Annotated in this window: 23 protein-coding genes; 17 read left to right on the plus strand and 6 right to left on the minus strand. The window is 50.4% G+C overall.

The genetic code is table 11. The features are described 5' to 3' along the window. Nucleotides 1-46 precede the first annotated feature (46 nt). The 5 genes from JL719_RS09925 (at nt 47) to JL719_RS09945 (ending at nt 5,081) form a co-directional block, all read left to right on the plus strand. Complete coding sequence (locus JL719_RS09925) at nt 47-442, plus strand: bacteriohemerythrin (RefSeq protein WP_033156576.1); 396 nt, start codon at nt 47-49, stop codon at nt 440-442. A 253-nt stretch (nt 443-695) separates the two neighbouring features. Next, a complete protein-coding gene (gene coxB / locus JL719_RS09930) occupies nt 696-1,826 on the plus strand; it encodes a cytochrome c oxidase subunit II (protein WP_033156575.1) in 1,131 nt (376 codons plus the stop codon). 53 nt (nt 1,827-1,879) lie between these two features. Further along, nucleotides 1,880-3,496: a cytochrome c oxidase subunit I gene (ctaD, locus tag JL719_RS09935; RefSeq protein ID WP_033156574.1), complete on the plus strand. Its 1,617-nt coding sequence runs from the start codon at nt 1,880-1,882 to the stop codon at nt 3,494-3,496. A gap of 155 nt (nt 3,497-3,651) precedes the next feature. Then, a complete protein-coding gene (locus tag JL719_RS09940; protein ID WP_033156573.1) occupies nt 3,652-4,194 on the plus strand; it encodes a cytochrome c oxidase assembly protein in 543 nt (180 codons plus the stop codon). A gap of 11 nt (nt 4,195-4,205) precedes the next feature. Further along, nucleotides 4,206-5,081, plus strand: a complete 876-nt coding sequence (locus JL719_RS09945) for a cytochrome c oxidase subunit 3 (protein ID WP_033156572.1) — start codon at nt 4,206-4,208, stop codon at nt 5,079-5,081. Nucleotides 5,082-5,144: 63 nt separating this feature from the next. Here JL719_RS09945 and JL719_RS09950 read toward each other — a convergent pair whose 3' ends face one another. Beyond that, complete coding sequence (locus tag JL719_RS09950) at nt 5,145-5,498, minus strand: twin transmembrane helix small protein (protein ID WP_308441641.1); 354 nt, start codon at nt 5,496-5,498, stop codon at nt 5,145-5,147. Here JL719_RS09950 and JL719_RS09955 point away from each other — a divergent pair. From JL719_RS09955 to JL719_RS24360, 7 genes are read left to right on the plus strand one after another with little or no spacing between them, the layout of a single operon-like run. Then, the gene (locus JL719_RS09955; RefSeq protein WP_033156571.1) at nt 5,491-6,234 is read left to right on the plus strand and encodes an SURF1 family protein; all 744 of its coding nucleotides are present in this window, start codon (nt 5,491-5,493) and stop codon (nt 6,232-6,234) included. The genes JL719_RS09950 and JL719_RS09955 overlap by 8 nt on opposite strands. Then, on the plus strand, nt 6,227-6,814 hold the full coding sequence (locus tag JL719_RS09960) for a redox-active disulfide-containing membrane protein (protein ID WP_033156570.1): 588 nt from the start codon (nt 6,227-6,229) through the stop codon (nt 6,812-6,814). The genes JL719_RS09955 and JL719_RS09960 overlap by 8 nt, the downstream gene beginning before the upstream one ends. 4 nt (nt 6,815-6,818) lie before the next feature. Continuing rightward, nucleotides 6,819-8,786, plus strand: a complete 1,968-nt coding sequence (ftsY, locus tag JL719_RS09965; protein ID WP_033156569.1) for a signal recognition particle-docking protein FtsY — start codon at nt 6,819-6,821, stop codon at nt 8,784-8,786. A 19-nt stretch (nt 8,787-8,805) separates the two neighbouring features. Beyond that, nucleotides 8,806-9,462 carry a cell division ATP-binding protein FtsE gene (gene ftsE / locus JL719_RS09970; RefSeq protein ID WP_033156568.1) on the plus strand — a complete coding sequence of 219 codons (657 nt, stop codon included), beginning with the start codon at nt 8,806-8,808 and terminating at the stop codon, nt 9,460-9,462. 2 nt (nt 9,463-9,464) lie between these two features. Beyond that, nucleotides 9,465-10,427, plus strand: coding sequence for a permease-like cell division protein FtsX (gene ftsX, locus JL719_RS09975; RefSeq protein WP_033156567.1), 963 nt, complete (start codon nt 9,465-9,467; stop codon nt 10,425-10,427). A gap of 4 nt (nt 10,428-10,431) precedes the next feature. After that, nucleotides 10,432-10,863 carry a YcgN family cysteine cluster protein gene (locus JL719_RS09980; protein WP_033156566.1) on the plus strand — a complete coding sequence of 144 codons (432 nt, stop codon included), beginning with the start codon at nt 10,432-10,434 and terminating at the stop codon, nt 10,861-10,863. Then, a complete protein-coding gene (locus tag JL719_RS24360; RefSeq protein ID WP_165385948.1) occupies nt 10,848-11,270 on the plus strand; it encodes a hypothetical protein in 423 nt (140 codons plus the stop codon). The genes JL719_RS09980 and JL719_RS24360 overlap by 16 nt, the downstream gene beginning before the upstream one ends. A gap of 46 nt (nt 11,271-11,316) precedes the next feature. Here JL719_RS24360 and JL719_RS09990 read toward each other — a convergent pair whose 3' ends face one another. Further along, the gene (locus JL719_RS09990) at nt 11,317-11,502 is read right to left on the minus strand and encodes a hypothetical protein (protein ID WP_033156565.1); all 186 of its coding nucleotides are present in this window, start codon (nt 11,500-11,502) and stop codon (nt 11,317-11,319) included. Nucleotides 11,503-12,078: 576 nt separating this feature from the next. Between JL719_RS09990 and JL719_RS09995 the strand changes: the two genes are divergently transcribed. Beyond that, nucleotides 12,079-12,618, plus strand: coding sequence for a copper resistance protein NlpE (locus tag JL719_RS09995; protein ID WP_033156563.1), 540 nt, complete (start codon nt 12,079-12,081; stop codon nt 12,616-12,618). A gap of 100 nt (nt 12,619-12,718) precedes the next feature. On the opposite strand, the gene JL719_RS10000 is transcribed toward JL719_RS09995, so the two are convergent. Then, nucleotides 12,719-13,255 carry a gamma carbonic anhydrase family protein gene (locus tag JL719_RS10000; protein WP_033156737.1) on the minus strand — a complete coding sequence of 179 codons (537 nt, stop codon included), beginning with the start codon at nt 13,253-13,255 and terminating at the stop codon, nt 12,719-12,721. An 80-nt stretch (nt 13,256-13,335) separates the two neighbouring features. Here JL719_RS10000 and JL719_RS10005 point away from each other — a divergent pair, with 80 nt between their 5' ends. From JL719_RS10005 to JL719_RS10020, 4 genes are all read left to right on the plus strand, one after another. After that, nucleotides 13,336-14,346: an SPFH domain-containing protein gene (locus JL719_RS10005; RefSeq protein ID WP_033156562.1), complete on the plus strand. Its 1,011-nt coding sequence runs from the start codon at nt 13,336-13,338 to the stop codon at nt 14,344-14,346. 1 nt (nt 14,347) lies between these two features. After that, nucleotides 14,348-15,019, plus strand: a complete 672-nt coding sequence (locus tag JL719_RS10010) for a zf-TFIIB domain-containing protein (RefSeq protein WP_033156561.1) — start codon at nt 14,348-14,350, stop codon at nt 15,017-15,019. A 297-nt stretch (nt 15,020-15,316) separates the two neighbouring features. Continuing rightward, on the plus strand, nt 15,317-16,267 hold the full coding sequence (locus JL719_RS10015) for a glycosyltransferase (RefSeq protein ID WP_051669954.1): 951 nt from the start codon (nt 15,317-15,319) through the stop codon (nt 16,265-16,267). A 12-nt stretch (nt 16,268-16,279) separates the two neighbouring features. Continuing rightward, complete coding sequence (locus tag JL719_RS10020; RefSeq protein WP_051669952.1) at nt 16,280-18,319, plus strand: GtrA family protein; 2,040 nt, start codon at nt 16,280-16,282, stop codon at nt 18,317-18,319. A gap of 36 nt (nt 18,320-18,355) precedes the next feature. Here JL719_RS10020 and JL719_RS10025 read toward each other — a convergent pair whose 3' ends face one another. Genes JL719_RS10025 through ridA form a run of 3 tightly spaced genes read right to left on the minus strand, consistent with a single transcriptional unit; the run spans nt 18,356 to nt 21,445 of the window. Then, the gene (locus tag JL719_RS10025; protein ID WP_051669950.1) at nt 18,356-18,916 is read right to left on the minus strand and encodes a chorismate--pyruvate lyase family protein; all 561 of its coding nucleotides are present in this window, start codon (nt 18,914-18,916) and stop codon (nt 18,356-18,358) included. 3 nt (nt 18,917-18,919) lie between these two features. Continuing rightward, nucleotides 18,920-21,007 carry an ATP-dependent DNA helicase RecG gene (gene recG, locus JL719_RS10030; RefSeq protein ID WP_033156560.1) on the minus strand — a complete coding sequence of 696 codons (2,088 nt, stop codon included), beginning with the start codon at nt 21,005-21,007 and terminating at the stop codon, nt 18,920-18,922. 42 nt (nt 21,008-21,049) lie between these two features. Further along, nucleotides 21,050-21,445: a deaminase RidA gene (gene ridA / locus JL719_RS10035; protein WP_033156559.1), complete on the minus strand. Its 396-nt coding sequence runs from the start codon at nt 21,443-21,445 to the stop codon at nt 21,050-21,052. Nucleotide 21,446 lies beyond the last annotated feature (1 nt).

Genomic DNA, 21,446 nt, shown 5'->3' on the forward strand with positions numbered 1-21,446 from the left:
TGTTCAAAATGACGACTCCATTACAAAAACAACCAGGAGACGTTATATGGCTTTAATTACTTGGACTGCGGCTCAATATGGCACTAATGTCGGATTTGCCGACCAAGAGCACCAAACCTTGTTCGGTTTGCTGAATAAACTGTACGATGAAGCCACGGGCGGCGCCGCGCGCGCAACCGTTGGCGCTTCGCTGGATGCACTGATTGCCTATGTGGTTGATCACTTTGCTCACGAAGAAAAGGAAATGGTGGCAAAGGGCTTTGCTGGTTATGATAGGCACAAAGCCGAGCACGAAGCGTTGATCGGTATCTGCGCGGATTTACAGAAAAAATTTCATGCTGGCGAAGCCGAAGTCACCGAAGACGTGGGGCAATTGGTCAAAAGCTGGTTGGATAGCCATATTCCTAAATTCGACATGGCGTATTCTGAAGCATTGAAGTAATGACAGCATAAATCTGTCTCTATTACGCAACAAAAGGCTTGCGAGCAGCGATGTTCCCAAGCCTTTTTTATGTGTATTTTTTACAAACGGGAAAACCTCTTCTGGTTTGTGGGTGAGTCATGGGTTAAAATTGCCCAGTTAATTTATGATAATTATCAGTAAATGGAATTGTTCGCCGGTTAAAGGGTCTTGCGACGATATTACGAAGATATAACGCATACAAGTTTATAACTACCAATGGGGAGGCTGCTCCGTGAAGAAAACAAAGCAACTGCTCGCTTGTTTAGTCCTGATGGCTTTAGGCTTGGGGACTGCGCATGCGGACTATACACTCAACCTGATGAAGGGCGTGACGCAACTCAGTAACGAGCTCTACGATTTGCACATGCTGATTCTGTGGATCTGCGTGTTTATTGGGATCGCGGTGTTCGGCACTATGTTTTACTCGATTTATCATCATCGTAAATCAAAGGGCCATAAAGCCGAGCAGTTTCATGAGAATACGACTGTTGAGATCATCTGGACCATCATACCCACCCTGATTCTGGTGGGTATGGCGATTCCTGCCACCAAAGCCGTAATCGATTTGGACAAGGTGCAGGACTCAGAGATGAGCATTAAAGTCACCGGTAAACAATGGTATTGGGAGTATGAATACCTGGATAGCGGCGTGCATTTCGAAAGCCATTTAGACGAGGCCAGCGAAAAAACTCATAGGGTCAGTTCCATGGACCCGCGTAACGTGCCCAATTACTTGTTGAATGTGGACAAGCCGCTGGTGGTGCCGGTTGGTAAGAAAATCCGCTTTCTGTTTACTGCTGGCGACGTGATTCACTCCTGGTGGGTGCCTGATCTGGGCTGGAAAAAAGACGCCAACCCCGGTTTTATCAACGAAGCTTGGACTTCAGTTGATAAACCAGGCACTTACCGCGGCCAATGTACCGAGCTATGCGGTCGAGACCATGGCTTCATGCCTGTGGTGGTAGTGGCGATGGAGCAGGATCAATACGACGCCTGGGTGAAAGCGACTCTGGAGAAACAGAACCAAGCACCTGACTTGAGCGACCAAACCCGCAACACGCTGATGGCAAAAGGTGAGTCTGTTTATCTGAAAAACTGCGTGGCTTGCCACCAGATCGATGGTAACGGCATCTCCGGTTGGTTCCCCGCTTTGCGAGGCAGCGCGAAAGTCACCGGCAATATGGATCAGCTGATTGGTTTTATTCAGGCAGGTACGAGCAAAATGCCGGCCTTCAAAAAATTGCCGGATGACGAATTGGCCGAACTGATCACTTACATCAGAAACGCGCCGGCATTGGGTAACAACGTGGGTGATGAGATTCAGCCTAATAAAATCACACCTAAATGGGACGATGATGAGTAATTCACTGATTTTCGCAATGAACTCATTTTCTAATTTTTGCTGAGGTATAAAGTATGACTGCTGTCGTAGCTGAACATGATGATCATCACGATCACCACGATCACGGCCCTGAGAAGGGCGTTTTACGGTGGATATTTACCACCAACCACAAAGATATAGGCACCTTGTATCTGGTATTCGGTCTGGCAATGTTTTTTGTCGGTGGTGCCATGGCATTGGTTATACGCTCTGAATTATTCGAGCCTGGCCTGCAATTTGTCGATCCAAACTTCTTTAACTCCATGACCACCATGCATGCTTTGGTGATGGTGTTCGGCGCCGTCATGCCGGCGTTCGTTGGCTTGGCCAACTGGATGATTCCGATGATGATCGGTGCGCCGGATATGGCCTTGCCACGGATGAACAACATGAGCTTCTGGATGTTGGTGGCAGGCGTATTGTTGTTGGCCAGCACTTTGTTCATGGAAGGTGGCGCGCCATCGGGTGGTTGGACTTTTTATCCGCCCTTGGTTTTCCAAAACGGTAAATCCTTCCCGTTCGCTATTTTCTCTGTGCATTTGTTGGGTATCTCATCCATCATGGGTGCTATCAATGTGATCGCCACCATTTTTAATATGCGCGCGCCTGGCATGACCTTGATGAAAATGCCATTGTTCGTCTGGACTTGGTTGATCACTGCGTTTTTGTTGATCGCTATCATGCCGGTGTTTGCCGGTGCGGTAACTATGCTGTTGACCGACAAATTCTTCGACACCAGCTTCTTCGATGCAGCCGGCGGCGGTGATCCCGTGTTGTATCAGCATATCTTCTGGTTCTTCGGACATCCTGAAGTGTATGTGATGATTCTGCCGACCTTCGGTGTGGCGTCGACCATCATTCCGGTATTTGCCCGTAAGCCGCTGTTTGGATATGCCTCTATGGTGTATGCGACCGGTGCGATTGCCTTCTTGTCTTTCATCGTTTGGGCCCACCACATGTTTACCGTGGGTATGCCAGTTGCCGGTGAGTTGTACTTTATGTACGCCACCATGCTAATTGCGATTCCAACGGGAGTGAAAGTGTTCAACTGGACCGCAACCATGTGGAAGGGCTCTATGACCTTCGAAACGCCGATGCTGTTTTCGATTGCGTTTGTGGTGCTGTTTACGATGGGTGGTTTCACCGGTTTGATGATGTCGGTAGCGCCGGTGGATTTTCAATACCACGATACCTATTTCATCGTTGCCCACTTCCACTACACCTTGGTGCCTGCGTCTATTTTCATTCTGATGGCTGCCGGTTATTTCTGGTTACCTAAATGGACCGGCAATATGTACAACGAGAAAATCGGCAAGCTGCATTTTTGGTTGTCAGCGGTATCGGTAAACATCTTGTTCTTCCCGCAACATTTCCTGGGTTTGGCTGGCATGCCGCGTCGTATCCCCGATTATGCGATTCAATTCGCTGATTGGAATATGGTGTCCAGTATTGGTGCTTTCATCTACGGTTTTAGCCAGCTGTTGTTTGTTTACATCGTCATCGACACCATCCGCGGTGGAACCGGCGAAAAAGTGAGTGACGAGGTTTGGGAAGATGCCAGCAAACACAGTCTGGAATGGACCGTGCCTTCGCCTGCGCCTTATCACACCTTCAGCACACCGCCGGCGAGAATCCCTACCGAGCATTTTTAAGGCTTGAAATGAGTGACTGAAATAAGCCATGTCATTTGACATGGCTTATTGGGTAATGAAATGGATACAAAAAAGAAAAACATTTTGACCGCTTTGGTGTTGTTTGCGGTGGCCTTTACGATATACGTATTTGCGGTTATTAAGGCTATCTCGCAATGAGCGACGATATTGGGCAAAAAAATATCAAGTTGGTCCGTAAGCTGGCGCTTGTCGCAATTGCCATGTTTGGTTTTGGTTATGCTCTGGTGCCACTTTACGATGTGCTTTGCGATTTAACCGGTTTGAACGGTAAAGTTGAAGGTCAATTGGTTCAGGAGGCGGCGTATCAGGTGGATAAAAATAGGGAGGTGACTGTCGAGTTTCTCACGTCCTTAAACGAGTCCACTCCGATGTTGTTCCGTTCAGAAGTGAAAAGCATGAAAGTGCATCCCGGTGAATACTACACCGTTAATTTTTATGCCAAAAATACCACTAACAAGCCTATGATTGCCCAAGCGATACCTAGTATTACCCCCGGCTTGGCGGCAGAGTTTTTTAAAAAGACTCAGTGCTTTTGCTTTTCTGAACAAACTTTTGCAGCAAACGAAGAAAAAACCATGCCGGTTCGTTTCGTTGTGGAGCCGGCGTTACCCGAACGCTATAAAACCGTCACGCTTGCATACACTTTTTTTGATAACACTAACATCAGTAAAAAATAGAGGGGAAGGATATGTCTACACACGATAGTTATTACATACCGCATAAAGCCGTATGGCCGGTTTTGGCTACCGGCGGTTTGATGATGACGCTGGCGGGGTTTGCTAATCATCTGAACGGTTCGTCGATCGGTTCCGGCATGATGCTGACGGGTTTTGTGATATTTTTGGTGATGCTTGGTTTGTGGTTTGCGTTGCAGTCTACGGAGAGCGAATCCGGTATGTACAACCACGGTGTCGGTATTTCTTATCGTATGGGCATGATGTGGTTCATTTTTTCCGAAGTCATGTTCTTCGCCGTTTTCTTCGGTGCACTTTGGTACACACGTAATTTGTCCGTGTCTTGGCTGGGTGAAACCGGCTTTCCAAGCGGGCCGGGCCGTTCGACACACGATACTTTGTGGCCGGCTTTTCAATCAGTTTGGCCTACCAACGGTCCCGGTAAAGTAGGTGGTGATTTCGAACCGATGGGTGCGTTTGGTTTACCGTTTCTGAATACCTTGTTGCTGTTGTCCAGCGGTGTAACTTGTACTTGGGCGCATCACGGTTTGTTAGCAAAAAATCGCGATCAACTGATCAAAGGTTTGATCGCTACTGTTGGTTTGGGCTTTTTGTTCGTAGCATTCCAAGCGACCGAGTATTACGAAGCCTACCATGAAATGGGTTTGACTCTGGGTTCGGGCATCTACGGTTCAACCTTTTTTATGTTGACCGGTTTTCACGGTTTCCATGTCTGTGTCGGTGCAATTATTTTATCGGTCGTGTTGTTCAGAAGCTGGAAAGGTCATTTCACCCCGGAAAACCACTTTGCCTTTGAAGCAGCCGCTTGGTACTGGCATTTTGTCGACGTGGTCTGGTTGGGTCTGTTCGTGTTTGTTTACATGATGTAACAGCTGTTAATCAAACCGGAAAAAGCGCGGTCTTTACGGATCGCGCTTTTTTTTTGTCGATTTTTAAGGGTTTGACGTTGCAGTTGCTGGATTTTGGTTGGCATGCATGCGGGCACCGATGCCGTGGGGTTGAACCATGCCTGTGGCGTACGCGATGAACAGTAGGACGAATAAGGCCAGCGAGAGACCGATACGCATGGTTAAAGCCTTGGCGGTCTTGGCCGAATCGCTGTCTTCCTTGTGTTTGACAATATGAAACAGCGCGGACCCGAGGCTGATGACGATGGCCAGGAATGCGACGATAGTGAGCGTTTTGATGAGCATGGCGGCAATAATAAATAAAAACCTGCATTCTCGGCGATTCAGGTACGCTTGCCAATAGCACATATCCACCCAGGAGCAGTCACCGATGATCAAATTTAGTATGCGGGGTATCGAATTCCGTTGTTCATTACTCGCCTTAAGCGGATACCTGCTGTTATTCGGTTTGTTGTGCGGTTTGGGGGTTTGGCAATTGGGACGCGGCGAACAGAAGTCGGTTTTACTGGCGCAACAGCAAGATGCTGTCAATGCGGAAGCCTTGGATTTAACGCCTCAAACCGGAATAGATAAGGATGTTTTGCGCTATCGGCCGGTTTTAGTGACTGGGCACTACGATATTAACCATCAGGTTTTGATCGATAACCAAACGCTAAACGGCAAACCCGGCTACCTGGTTTTAACGCCGTTTTTGCCCGATAGCGGTCAGCCTGGCATATTAGTGAACCGTGGTTGGATTCCGTTAGGCGCTTCCCGCGAAGTTTTGCCGGACATTGGTATCAGCACTGTGACGCAGCAAGTACGTGGCAGAATTAACCGTTTTCCTGAGCCAGGTCTGAAATTAAAAGGTGCGGAAATTCCGGGGGAAACTTGGCCGGTCAGAGTACAAGTAATAGATGGCCAACTCTTGGCGGATAGGTTGGGATATGCGTTGGCCGATTATCAGATCGAACTCGACTCGGCGCAGCCCGATGGCTATCAACGGCAATGGAAGATTGCTGTGGCAATCCCACCTGAAAAACATAGGGCCTATGCAGTACAATGGTTCGGCTTAGCGCTGACCTTAACAGCCCTATTTATTTGGATTAGCAGTCGAAAAATACACCGTGGATAATCAATATAAAAAAAACCGCATCACCATCGTAGTGATATTCGCCATGTCCATCGTGCCCTTTGGGTTTGCGTGGTTTTTGGCGAAAAATCCGGACATCGTTAGGCTAGGCACCAACAATGGCGTGCTGATCACTCCACCGCAAGTAACCTCGGCTGATGAATTTTCCGGTTACGACACATTTTCTGCGCAAAATATGCAGGAGTTGAAAGGCCATTGGGTGTTGGTCAATCCTGTGCCGAGGGACTGCGGGGAAACCTGTCGCGATGCCTTGTATAAAACCCATCAACTGACATTGATGATGGGTAAGGATATTGCCCGGATTCGCCGCTTGGCGGTGTTGTTTGAAAAAACTTATCAGCTGCCGGCGGAATGGCGCGATGACGGTCGCTTATTAAAAGCCTTGCCAGCCGTCTCCTTAAAGGAAAAGTTAACACAATTAAACGCGCAGCCCTTGCCGGAAGGCATGCTGATCATCATGGACCCACTAGGAAATCTGATGATGCAATACGCTCCGGGCTACGATCCTTACCAAGTCAAAAGCGACTTAAGCAAGTTACTCAGAATTTCACAAATCGGTTAGAAATATGTTCAGAAAACTAACTCTGTGCTGCGCGTTGTTGGCGCTGCTAGTCATCATCGTCGGCGCGTATGTGCGCTTAACCCACGCCGGCTTGGGTTGCCCGGACTGGCCTGGCTGTTACGGCAAGGCTTTCGTCAGTGACAGCGCGGAATTTAAAGCCGATGCGGCTGCTGTCTTTCCGCAGTATGCCTTGGATACCGCAAAAGCTTGGAAAGAAATGGCCCACCGCTATTTGGCTGGCGGCTTGGCGCTATTGGTGTTGGTTTGGTTTGGATTGGCGTGGAGGGAAAAACCGCGTTCGCCTGCAGTCATGCTGACCACTCTGGTATTGCTGTTGATAGCCGGGCAAGCCGGTTTGGGCATGTGGACGGTGACATCCGGCACGCGACCCGGCGTCGTAACAGCGCATCTGTTGTTGGGTTTTTTTACGTTTTGGACTTTAGGTTGGAGCTATTTGCGGCTTAATCCGGCTGCCGAAGCAAGGCCGGTTCGTTCCGGCCCCATCCTATTTACCGGTTTGGCGATACTGGTCTTGCTTGCGCAGATTGTGCTGGGCGGGTGGGTCAGTAGCAACTATGCCGGCCTAGCGTGTAGCGATTTTCCGCGTTGTAACGGCGAATGGTTACCGGGCGGCAATTATCTGAGTATTTTGGATCTGTTTAGGGACAGCGGTCTTTCCGCCGATGCGAAAATGGCGATACAGGCATTGCATCGCGTTTTGGCTGCTTTCACTTTCCTGGTGCTCAGCGCTTTGATGTTGTCCGCAACTTCGGAACGCCATCCAAAACCGGTGCGGTTGGCGGGAAATATCCTCAGTATGCTGTTATTACTGCAGATCGCACTAGGGATTTTTAGCGTCAAGTACCAGCTGCCTCTGGCGTTGGCCGTTGCGCATAATGCGGTCGCTGCGTTGCTGATGTTGCCGTTGCTGGGGATTCTATTTTACAGCCGTTATCGCACGGGAACCGAGGACGAAAGTGTAGCCTTCGAAGCCTCTGAGACTGTTGCAACCGAACAGGTGCCCGCGGAAGTAACTCAGGTTAGCAGCGAAGATTCTTTATATTTGCGTTTAACCACTCAGCTGAAAAAAACCAGAACCGGCCTGGGCGGGGTACTGAGCAGCTTGGCATTCGGGCAAAAGGCGCTGACCAAGGAGTTATTGGCCGACATTGAAGCCCAATTATTGATGGCCGACTTGGGCATCGAAACCACCACGCAATTGATTAAACAGCTGACCGATAGTTTGGAGCGCGATCAACTCAGCGACGGCCAATTATTGAGCCAAACCTTGAAGCAAAATTTATTAGCGATGCTGGAACCTTGCAGCCTGCCGTTGCAAATTCCCAAACAAGATGGGCCGTTCGTAATTTTGGTGGTGGGTGTTAACGGTGCCGGCAAGACAACTTCGATCGGTAAACTGGCTAAACGCTTGCAGCAACAAGGCCATAGCGTCATGTTGGCGGCGGGCGATACTTTCAGGGCCGCCGCAGTCGAGCAATTGCAAACCTGGGGCGAGCGCAACGATATTCAAGTCGTGGCACAGCATACCGGCGCCGATTCCGCATCGGTGATTTTCGATGCCTTACAGTCAGCCAAAGCCAAAGGGGTGGATGTATTGATCGCCGATACCGCCGGACGTTTGCATACCAAGTCCAACTTGATGGACGAATTGAAAAAAATCAAACGGATCATGGGCAAACTGGACGAGTCAGCCCCGCACGAGGTATTGCTGATACTGGATGCGGGCACCGGGCAAAATGCTTTGTCGCAAGCTAAACTATTCAACGAAGCGGTAGAACTGACCGGCATTGCCTTGACCAAGCTGGACGGCACCGCCAAGGGTGGCATTATATTCGCGCTGGCTAATCAACTGCATATTCCGATTCGTTTTATCGGTGTGGGCGAGCAGATTGACGATTTGCAGGATTTCAATGCGCAAACCTTCGTCGATGCCCTGTTTGTTCAAGAGTGATGCGCAGTAGCCAGATACCATGTTGAGATTCGAACACGTAAGCAAACGCTATCCCGATGCCGGCGAAGCCTTGACCGATGTCAGCTTTCATTTGCATCGCGGCGAAATGGCATTTTTAACCGGCCGTTCCGGTGCCGGTAAAAGTACCTTGCTGAAGTTGATCGCGATGATGGAGCAATGCACGCGCGGCAGCGTGTTGCTGGATGGCCAGGATATTACGCGCATCGGCGAACGGAAGATTCCCTACATGCGTCGTAATCTGGGCCTTATTTTTCAGGATTACAAACTGCTGAACGATAGAACGGTATTCGATAACGTGGCCCTGCCATTGGTGGTCTCGGGTTATAACCATCAGGAAGTGGCGCGGCGGGTGCGGGCATCCTTGGATAAAGTGGGTCTGTTAGGCAAGGAAAGGAAACATCCCTTGGCTCTGTCCGGTGGGGAACAACAGCGCGTAGGTATCGCCCGAGCCATTGTCAATAAACCTAAATTAATTCTGGCCGACGAGCCGACGGGCAACTTGGACCCGGATCTGTCCGCCGAAGTGATGTTCATGTTCGAGCAATTCAAACAGGTCGGGGTGACGGTGTTGATAGCCAGCCACGATATAGAGTTGATTAATCATCTCGGCCATCGAGTATTGACGCTCGATAAAGGCCATTTGATAGCGAGTTGACGATGAAACGCAATCACCGCAGACAAACCGGTAGCAGGCTGCTGGAATTATTCCATGCCTATATGCTCAACCATGCCCATGGACTGTTCTCCAGTCTAGGCCGGCTGAGCCGCACGCCTTTTACTTCCACCATGACCATTCTGGTATTGGCCATCGCCATTTCCTTGGCCAGCAGTTTTTATATCGTGGTCGCTAACATCCAGCAATTGACCGGCAATCTGGAGTCCAGCAATCAGATGTCCTTGTTTTTGCACGACAACATTACCGACGCTGCCGGCCAGAAGCTCGCCGAGCAAATCCAGCAAAACGGTAGCGTCATGGAAGTTAAATTTATCAGCAAGAAACAGGCGCTGGAGGAGTTCAAAGCCAATAGCGGTTTCAGCGATGCGTTGAATGCGCTGGAACGCAATCCCTTGCCGAGCGTGATTCAAGTAGTGCCGAAAAATGCGCTGGAAAGCAACGAAGACATCGAGAAACTGATGTCCGATTTTAAACAATTCCCGCAAGTCGATTTCGTGCAGGTGGATATGCAATGGGTGGCGCGCTTGCAAACCATCATGCTGATTGCCAGCCGCGGTGTGATGTTAGTCAGTCTGCTACTGGGTTTCGCGGTAACCTTCATTACCGGCAATACCATTCGTCTGGAGTTGCAGAATCGCCAGGACGAAGTGTTTATTTCCAAACTGGTCGGCGCTACCCATGCTTTTATTCAACGGCCGTTTTTGTATACCGGCTTTTGGCTGGGTTTTATCTCGGGTTTTCTCGGCTGGCTGATCATGACGATCATGCTGTTGATCCTGGAAACGCCGGTGGAGAAACTATCGACCTTGTATAACAGTTCATTCGACTTACTGTTTTTGAGTTTCTCGGAGTTTATTTTGCTATTGATGATTTCGTCCATGCTGGCGGTACTTGGTTCCTGGGCGGTGTTGCACTATCAGTTGCGGCAACTAAAACCGCAATAAGCCTATGAATTTTTGGGAAACCAAGACCCTGGCGCAAATGAGCACGGAAGAGTGGGAGTCGCTGTGCGATAACTGCGGCAAGTGTTGTTTGAACAAGCTGGAAGACGAAGACACCGGAGAAATTGCTTTTACCAGCGTGGCGTGCGATTTGATCGATTTAGAAACCTGTCGTTGCACTCGTTATAGCGAGCGTTGCACGCTGGTGCCGGAATGCATCGACTTGAAGCAACATGACTTTGCCGAATACAACTGGTTGCCGTCAACCTGTGCATACCGCTTGTTAACCGACGGTGAATCGTTGCCTAGCTGGCATCCCTTGATCACCGGGACTCGCGAGTCGGTGAAAGAGGCGGGGGTGTCTATCAGCAGTTATGCGGTTAAAGAGTCGCAGGTTACCGATCTGGAAGATCATATTATCGAATGGTTGCAGCCCTGATTCAGGCTGGCTGGGCCGCCGGTCAACTTCGTTTTCCGGCGGCTTCAGGTGTGGAAAAGCCGGGATTACCGATCCCTTGGGTGGACTTTAGCTTATCCTTTGCCGGGCAACATACCTACCGTACCCGGTTTAATTCGTTTGCAACTCACTACGACATCTTCCTGACGGCATTTTGCTTCCTGTGGGTTGCTACAGGTGTCGCAAACTGTGTTACCAGTGCTTTTTACCTCGTCGACATGCCAGCCGTAACCTTGGGACTGGCAGAATTTTTTGCTGAATCTGTCGATATTGTAGTTTTTGGCAGCATTTTCCTTGGCTTTGCTCTCAACTTGGCAGTGCTCGGGGGCCAGAGTGTTCGCCATTATGTCTCGATAAATATATTCGGTAGCCTGGACGGGGCTAGCTAACAATAAAGAGGCTAACAAGGTGCCGATAAAAGTGGTTTTCATCATATTAATCCTCGCGGTTGCCGATGACTCGGATGTTCATTAAGCGATTCTCTTCGGCAATTTGATCCTTGATGGGGGCAAATTTTTCGTTTTCGCTCATTTTTACCGCCAGGATGGCGCCAACAACAACTGCGGTAGCCAGCACCAAATACAACACGAAGTTATCTTTTTCTTGTTTTACTTCTGTCATGGTTTTACCTCTTATAATAATAAATCGGCCAGTGCCGAACCGAATTTGTATTGAAAAACCTGTTCGCCCTTTAACGGGGCCGGCACTGATTTGACGTCAATCTTAGCGATTTCTCCGATACCTATAGCATGCTCGCGCCGTCGAGCCAGATCGAATATTTCGCTGAAAGCATTGAATGCATCAGCCAGGAATTGCGTTACACCTCCATGTAAGCAGCTACGGATTGAAAACACCTGATTTAGGCATTTCTGAGCTGCTTCATGGTAGCGAATCGAAACAATAAAAGAAATGCTCGGGCTTGTCAAACAAATATCGTATCAATATTATACGTTTGCCGTTGTTTTCGCAAAGACTGTCTGCAAGTGGTGTTTGGATTTTGCACTATTATCTGCTCTCCCCAATCTGATCAGGCGCGATTTGGCGTAAAAAGCCGACGGCGCTTTATTTGAAAAGTCTGGAAAAAGCAGCATCTACCGGCGATAAAATATTCGCGAAGTTGAAATTGGCGATTATCCTGGTAGTCTTCGATGCTGTTCTTGTCTAATTACTTTACTCACAGAAATAGAAAAATCTCATATGCAAACATTGACTAGAAAAATTAAAAAATATGTGACGGTGATTTTTTTAGGTGCATTGCTTCCGGCGCTAAACCCGGCTTGGGCGGAATCCGATAAGCAACTCCAGGAAAAAACGCTTAAAGCGCGGGAATTGATTCATCAGAAAGACATGGATCATTCCGCCCATGCGGAACTCGCGGACAAAACCGAGGGATTTCGCGGCGTGTTTTACGGTTATTTGCCCTGCAAGGAAAAAGATTGTGATGGTTTCAAAATGACCTTGTCTTTGAAACAAAAGAACAATTACTTATTGGTCACTCAATACGCAAAAGCCTCTTCCAGAGAGTTTTACGAGAAAGGCAAGTACGACTGGGATGACAAAACTCACATACTGTCGTTAACCTCCAATAAAGGCGATCTGAATCGCAAATTCAGCATCAAAGACGAAGGAACGTTGATACACCTGAATAGCGACGGTACGCCCATGCTCGGCGACCAGGACGATTACACGCTGGCAAGAAGCGATAAATCAAAATCTCGGGAAGTGCATATTCATTAAGCTCTTCCCTGAAGGGTCTAGCCGGTTTTAGATGACGCCGGCTATTTAAACGATAGGCTGTCGGATGCAAAGCGCCGATACAGCCTAGAGAGTATGAAATTTACGCTAATTCAGCTAAATAGTCGTTTTTCAACTTCACATAATGTTTGGCCGAATATTCCAGAAAAGCTTTTTCTTCATCGGTCAAAGCCCGCATTTGTTTGGCGGGTGTACCGACATATAAATAACCGCCTTCCAGCTTCTTGCCGGGCGGCACTAAAGCACCAGCACCCAGCATCACATAATCCCCCAGCTCGGCATCATCCATCACAATTGCACCTATGCCGATGAGACAATAATCGCCTATCGTACAGGCATGCACCACGGCGCGATGACCGATAGTGACGCCCTTACCGATTGTCAACGGATGGCCTTGCGGCGAATAGTCGCCAGCGTGGGAAACATGCAACACCGAGCCATCCTGAACGTTGGTGCCTTCGCCTATGGTAATAGCTTCGACGTCTCCGCGTATCACCGTGGTCGGCCACACCGATACATCGTCGCCTATTCTCACATCGCCGATCACGACCGCTGCTTCGTCGATGTACACGTTTTTGCCGACCTTGGGTTGTTTGCCTTTATATATTCTGATTGCCACCGCAACTCCCATTTTTTGCCATACTTAAACCGCGATGTTACGCAATTAATCGATTCTTCTCCAGTCCAGCGAGGCTAGTAATGGCATTTATAGACGGTATCAAACGGCAACTACGTTCGGTGATCGAATGGGAAAACCCCGATCCAGATCTGTTGTTGGCACAATGGACTGAAAACGGCGACGAAATCAAAAATGCCTCCAAATTAATCGTCGGTCCGGGGCAGGGCTGTATTTTCGTGTATCAGGGCCAGGTCAAAGCGGTGATCGAAGAACAATGCATGATCAATTTAGAAACCGATAACGTGCCGTTTTGGACTACGATCAAGAAATTCATGCAGTTTTTCGAGAGCGAACATAAGGTGGGAATTTATTTCTTCCGTAAAACCAAGATTCTCGATCAGAAATGGGGCACCACTTCGCCAATTAAATATCAGGACCCGAAATATCATTTCCCGGTCGCTTTAAAAGCTTACGGCAACTACAGCTACCAAATAGCCGATGCCAACGATTTTTTCGTCAATATCGTCGGCAGCCATAACCAGATGCGCATTGACGATTTCCGCAACATTCTTTCGGCGCGGATCATTAATCCCATTTCCGATTATCTGGCGGAATGTCAGTATAGCTTTGCCGACATCGACGCCAACCGCGACGAAATAGCCCGTGGCATAGCCATTAAGCTGGCCATCGTGTTTCGCAAGCTGGGTTTTAGCATTAGTGATTTTCGTATCGAAGGTACAGATTTTGATGAAGACACTTTGCGCCGCATTAACCGTATTGCCGACCTGACCGCTGAAGCGCAAGCCGCGCAAGCGGTGGGTTTGGATTACGCCAAGGTGCAGCAGTTGGACGCTTTGCGCGATGCAGCCCGTAACGAAGGCGGCGGCGCCGGGCTTGGGATGGGGATGGGCGCGGGCATCGGCTTGGGGCAAGGTATGGCCCAGTCGCTGGGCGCGACGACTAATCAGGTTGCTGCCGATAGCAATCAAACCGTCGCCAAGTTGACCGAATTGAAGCAGCTATTCGAAGCGCAGCTAATAACCGAGACCGAATACGCCGCCAAGAAACAACAAATATTGGATAAGTTTTAGCATGGCCAACTGCACGAGTTGTTCCGCACCCTTGCCTGCCAACACACAGTATTGCAGTTATTGCGGCGTCCGCAACGACATCGATTTGCTAGGCAAGCACGACTATCAAGTCATCGATGCCACCAGCGAGCGAGTTTGCCCGAAATGCGCGCAAAGTCTGCAAACCATTAGTCTGGATGCCGCCGGTTCCCTACATATCGAGCGGTGCGCCAACTGCTATGGCTTATTTTTCGATCCCGGTGAAATAGAAACCTTGCTGGATAGCGCAGTGGCGCCTGTGGTTACCGTCAACCTGGAACTACTGGGCAATATTAATAAGGACCGCTACCCGAAAAATGCCACCGTGAAATATCTTAAATGCCCGGTGTGCCAAGTGTTAATGAATCGGGTGATCTACGGCTATCGCAGCGGAGTGATTATCGACCAATGCAGAAGCCATGGCATCTGGTTGGATGGTGGACAAATCAGTCATCTGCTGGAATGGAAAAAAGCCGGCGGCCAGATTTTGAATCAGCAAAAAATCACTGCCAAACAAGAAAAAGCCAGCTCCGAGCAATTCAAAAAGGCCTTTCGGAAAGACTATTCCCGCCCGCAACAAAGCTATGGCGAACAAAGCATCGACGGCGATTTAGTGGCGTCGGTCGCCGAAGTGATATTCAAGATTTTTGAGTAACTTTAGTGTCGCCGGTTGTACTTGGGCTGTGATTTTTTTGAATAACGCCGAAGCAGGTCGGTTTTGCGCTATTTTCAATCGGGATTTCTGTGTGAGTGCTTTGCCTTGCTAAAATCGCCGTGCCGCCATATTCTTATTCGATAAGTCGGGCCCTAAAATGCCTCGATTGAGGTTGGGTTTCGAATTCGCGTTAAAAAACCAAAAGACACCCATCCGCGGTGTTGCAATAACAAAAATGTCCGGCTCTGACAGCTCGGAAAATGCCCAAAAACAATATTTAGCGAGTAAGGATGGTTGATGAATAGTTATGCTCAGGACGGTTCCAAAATCGGCAAAATTGCCGTACTTTTGCCTTGTTATAACGAGGGGCTGTCGATCAGAAAAGTGGTTGACGATTTTCGTAAAGAGCTTCCGGATGCTACCGTCTACGTTTACGACAATCGTTCTTCCGATAACACAATTGCAGAGGCCACTCTAGCGGGCGCGGTGGTGAGATCAGAACCGTGGCCGGGGAAAGGCAACGTCGTCAGGCGCATGTTTTCGGATGTCGATGCCGATATCTACATCATGGCCGACGGCGACGGCACTTACGATTCTAAAGTTGCCGGGCAAATGATACAGCGTTTGGTGGACGAACATTTGGATATGGTTGTAGGTACCCGGCGTAACGTATTCGAAAATGCCCATAGGGCCGGCCATGGTTTTGGTAATCGGCTGTTTAATGCGATGTACCGCAGTCTATTCGGGCCGCTGTTTACGGACATTTTTTCCGGCTATCGAGTTTTTTCGCGGCGCTTCGTAAAAAGTTTTCCGGCGATATCCAGCGGTTTCGAGATAGAAACCGAAATGTCCGTTCATGCCAGTCAATTGCGCATGCCCATCGCGGAAATGCCCACCGATTACGGCGCGCGCCTAGAGGGCTCCGCCAGCAAACTGCGTACGGTTCGGGATGCGTTCAGAATACTGTTTACCTTTCTGATATTGTTCAAAGAAATTCGTCCGGCGCGTTTTTTTGGCGTGCTTGCGATGGGCCTGATTCTGATTGCGCTGGTTCTGGCTCTGCCGCTATTGCTGACATATTTAGATACTGGCTTGGTACCGAGATTTCCCACCGCTATTCTGGCAACAGGCATAGTGCTATTGGCTGGCATATTCACGGTTTGCGGTTTGATTCTGGATAGCGTCGCCCGCGGCCGCCTCGAACAAAAGCGCATGTGGTATATGACAAACAGCAGAAGTCAGGCATAGGTTGTAATCCGGATGTTTATTCGCTTCCTGCTCGTCGGCGGAGCCGGCTTTTGTATCGATGCCGGTCTGACTTTTTTGCTGACACAGCTTAGCTTGGCGCCTTGGTTGGCGCGTATTCCGGCTATTTTTTCCGCAATGCTATTTACGTGGTTGGCCAATCGGTGTTTTACCTACCAAGTCGAACATTCCCGTTCTATCCGCGAAGGCGGGCGCTATATGCTGGTGGCATTGAGCATGGCTTTAATCAATTACCTGATTTACTTGGTTTTGGTTAGTTATGGCTTGTTGCCGATGTTGGCGGTGACCTTGGCAACCGCTTGTCAGACCATTCTCAGTTTTCACGCCTATCGTTATTTCGTATTCAGTGATGCCGCCGCCGGTAATACAAACAGCGATTTGCGGCAGAAATTATCTAGCGGAACAAGTTTGGAGGGCTTTGTTAGGGCAAGCTCTTGGTATCCGGATTTGGCTGTATTTGGTATTGCCACCGCGATTCTCGCGGCGGCAATGATAGTTTTGCGCGGCTTGGACAGTGGCTTGACCGGCAGCGACGAGGGGTCTCATTTTTTGAATGCGTATCTGATCTGGTCGTATGTCACCACAGCATTCGGGCAGAATCCCATGCAGTACGCCACCGATTTTTACGTGCATTACCCCAAGATTTCGATTGGGCATTGGCCGCCGCTGTACTATGCGTTTCTGTCATTATTCTTCTTCATCCTGCCGCATGCTACCTTTCCGTTCATGCTGGTCAATTTGCTGATAGGGGCGCTACCAGCTTTATTGGTGGCACGTATTACCAGGCAAGTTCTGGGTATGCCTTGGGCGCTTTTGGCGGCGATTGCTTATGTCTGCATGCCCGTCACCATTAATAACACCTTGCGATTAATGTTGGATCAGGCTTTGGTTGGCTTGTGCGTGTTGGCGGCCATGCAGTGGAGTGGTTACACCCAACAGCCCACCTTACGCAGAGGTTTGACCTACGCGGCTTTAACGTCAGCCGCTATCCTGGTAAAAGGCAACGGCTGGTTAATGGGCGTATTCCCATTTTTCCATATTGCTCTGACGGGACGTTGGCAGATACTGCTGAATTGGCGTACATACGTATCGGGTTTCGCGGCGTTGGCTGTCGTGGGGGCCTGGACGGTAGTCACCTACAAAATATCCAGCGATGGTTTCAATTACGCTTGGGGTATGGATTACTTTGTTTTGGCTTTATCGGCGTTCCTTCCAGCCATATACGCCAATATCGGGCCGATAGGGACAATCGCGGCGCTAGTCGGGGTAGTCGTCAGTGTGAGCGGCAGGGCGGATCCTGCTATAAGGGAGGCGGGGCTTACCGGCCTGGCCATGGTGCTTGCCACTATTATCTTTCATGCCATCGTGCCGGTGGATTTGGATCAGCGGTATATGTCGTCCGCCATGCCTTATATGGCGATTTTTATCAGCATGGGTGCCGCAGCCGCAGTACGGCGTTGGCAGTGGGCATTTGCTAGGCCTTGGCTGGTGGCAACAGTCTTGATCTTTGTGTTTTGCGCTCCCGGCTGGTTTTTTCTTGTCGACCGCGCGCCAAGGTTTGATTTGCGCATGGATTTGGTAGCCGAACAAATTATCAGCCAGGCGCCGGGTACGGTGACGATTGTCGACGGGCATGCGGGTACGGAGGGTGCGTTCGCTGCCGAATTGGCGTTACGCGACAAGTTTTTGCAGTGCTACGTGGTGCGAAGTTCGCAGTTGTTGGCAAAATCGGACTTCATGGGTAAACGCTACGCCCTAAGAACGGAGTCGCCGCAAGCCGTGTTGGATTTGCTGGATCAGGTTTCGGCAAGTGCTGTGGTAGTTGCTGAAGGCCCGTTAATCGAACCGCATTTTGCCCACTCTGATTTGTTGCTTTCGGCATTGAAACAGCCGAATTCGCCGTTTCGATTAGCGCAAACTTATCAGCACTACCGGCACGATGGCCGAACCTATTTGTATCTGCGCGACACGCCGATACGATTGGATCGGGAAGCGGTCAAGCGTGTCAATTTTCCCGAAAAAGCGCCACTATGACGCATGGTAGAAAAGGCGGCTTGAGCCGGTTCTCGATTACACATTCAGCACCCCCGGCAGAAAAAACTCCGCGACCAACAACGGTTGCCGATGGATCGCATAAACCGTTCGCCGCCCCCAAATAGCATCGTCTACACCAACCGCCGTTTGCAAACCTGGCGACCAAATGCCTGTATCAGCCCGACTGAACTGTCTCTGGCGGCGCTCCAAATCCGGATAGGCGAAAATCACTTCACCCAAGGGCCTGGTGCCGAGATGGGATAAATTACGGTGGGCGATTTCGATGGTCGGCTCCGGTAGGATGGTGCGGGCCAGTACCAAGGGCTCGCCATCGGCATGCAGTAACACTTCCCGGATCAATTGGTAGCGGCAGGGCGGCAAGCCCAATAGTCGGCATTCGTCTATGAAAGCCGGCTTCCAGCGGTGGAATAACACTTTTACGCCGAAGCGGCTGCCGTGGATGCCGCGCAGACGTTTGGTCAGCGAGCCGGTTTCATTGAGCCAGGATTGCAGATCGTTCGGCAGTTGCCGTTGGCTGCTTGGTTCGTGGCTTTTCCAGATGGGCGGGCGGCTGAATAGAAAACTTTTGTCGGGCAAGCGTTAAACCTCGGCGTAATGGCGGCTATGGCCGATCCAGCGTTGGATCAGCGGTTGAATGACATTGGGGTGTTGGCTGTGGATCAATTGCGCGGCGGCTGGGATCAGTTCCAGCAGGTCTCTGTCGCGCTCTAGGTCGGCGATTTTGAACTGTATCTGCCCGGTTTGGCGGGTGCCCATCACTTCGCCGGGGCCGCGCAATTCCAAGTCTTTCTCGGCTATGACGAAGCCGTCGTTGCTTTCTTTCAGGATAGCCAGGCGTTGCTTGCCGGCTTGCGAGAGCGGTGATTGATACAGCAGCAGGCAATAGCTGTCCTGGTCGCCGCGGCCGACGCGGCCGCGCAATTGGTGGAGCTGCGACAAGCCCAAACGCTCCGGATTTTCGATGATCATCAGGCCGGCGTTGGGTACGTCCACACCCACTTCTATCACCGTGGTGGCGACCAATAAATCGCAATCGCGATTTTTAAAGGCTTGCATCACCGCGTCTTTTTCCGCGGCTTTCATCCGGCCATGCACCAGGCCGACACGCACGTTCGGCAAGGCTTGGCATAGATAGGCTGCGGTTTTCTCGGCAGCCTCGCATTGTAGAGCCTCGGATTCCTCGATCAAGGTGCAGACCCAATACGCTTGGCGTTGCTGCGCCACCCAATGTTCGATACGGCCGATGACTTCTTCGCGGCGTTCCGAGGAAATTACGCTGGTGGCGATGGGTTTACGGCCGGGCGGCAGCTCGTCGATGATGGAAATGTCCAGGTCGGAATATTGCAACATCGCCAGGGTGCGCGGAATGGGCGTGGCGGTCATGATCAATTGATGGGGCCTTAAGCCGCCGTGCTGGCCTTTCTCGCGCAAGGCCAGGCGCTGATGAACCCCGAAGCGGTGTTGTTCGTCGATGACGATCAAACCCAGCTTGTGAAAATGCACGCTGTCTTGAAATAGCGCGTGCGTACCAATCACTATATTGGCGGAGCCGTCGGCGAGCGCACCCAATGTGGCTTGCCGGGCTTTACCTTTCAATTGGCCGGTCAGAAATAAGACTTGGTGGCCGGTTTCGGCAAACCATATGCTGAAGTTACGAAAGTGTTGTTCGGCCAATAATTCCGTGGGGGCCATGATCGCGACTTGATAACCCGAGTTCAGCGCCAACAAGCTTGCCAGAGCGGCTACCACGGTCTTGCCGGAGCCAACGTCGCCTTGCACGAGGCGCAGCATGGGTTGCGCTTGACGGCAATCGCTTTCGATTTCAGAACTAACTCGCTGTTGCGCACCTGTCAGTCGAAACGGCAAGCCTTCCAGGAAGGCCTGTTTGGCAGCCTGGTTTATGTCAAAAACCGGCGACTGCCAGCTTTTATAAGCTAACTTGCCTTGCAATAGTGCCAAATGGTGGGCCAGAAACTCCTCAAAAACCAGGCGTTTTAAGGCGGGCAAGGAGCCACCGTTGATGATCTCCGCCGACAAATGCGGCGGTGGATTATGCAGGGTTTGTAGAGCGTCGTTCAGCGAAGGGTAACCATGCTCGGTCAACAAATTAGCCGGTAGCCAGTCCGTAATCGCGCTGTCGCTGGTTAAACATAGGGTTAACGCCTGTTTGATAGCTTTGCGGAGCGCGGATTGGGAAATACCTTCGGTTAACGGATAGACCGGCGTCAACGTGGTTTCCAGTAGTTGCTCGGCGGCGGAAACGATTTTGTATTCCGGATGCACCATTTCCAGGCCGTTGTAACCGTAACGGATTTCGCCGAAACAGCCGAGTAGGGTGCCCGGCTTTAGCTGCTGACTTTGTTGCACGGTGAAATGGAAAAACCGGATCGACAAGCTGCCGCTGGCGTCGGCGATGCGGCAAATTACGCTGGGACGTCCGCGCTGGATGCTGTCTGTAAATTCGACGGTGCCGCAAACCAAGGTGGTCATACCCGGCATCAACTGGGAAATGGGTACGATACGGCTGCGATCCTGGTATCGCAAGGGTAGGTGGAACAACAGGTCTTGGAGGGTATGGATGCCCAGTTTTTCCAGGCGGGCGGCGGATTGGGAACCGATGCCTGTCAAGGTGGTGACAGGCTGTTTATGCGGTTCCAGATGACTCATGAATCAACAGATAAGGCGAAATAAAACGCCTCGTTGTTTTGATCAGTAGTATTCGTTGCGCAATACCATCACGCCGTCCATTTCCACGCCAACGCCTTTGGGTAATGCCGCCACGCCTACTGCCGCACGAGCGGGGTAGGGTTGGCTGAAGTATTCGGCCATGATTTCGTTGACGATAGGGAAGTTGCTTAAATCGGTCAGAAAGACATTGAGTTTGACGATGTCGTTGAAGTCGCCGCCAGCGGCTTCGGTGACGGCTTTCAGGTTATCGAATACCCGGCGGATATGTACGGCGATGTCGCCATCCACGACTTGCATTGTTTCGGGGTCAAGCGGGATTTGTCCGGATAAATAAACCGTCTCGCCGACTTTGACGGCTTGCGAATAAGTGCCGATTGCTTGCGGGGCCAGAGGTGTCGAGATGATTTCCTTGTTCATG

This window comes from Methylomonas sp. LW13 (genome assembly GCF_016865255.1).
In the GTDB taxonomy this organism is placed as follows: Bacteria; Pseudomonadota; Gammaproteobacteria; order Methylococcales; family Methylomonadaceae; genus Methylomonas.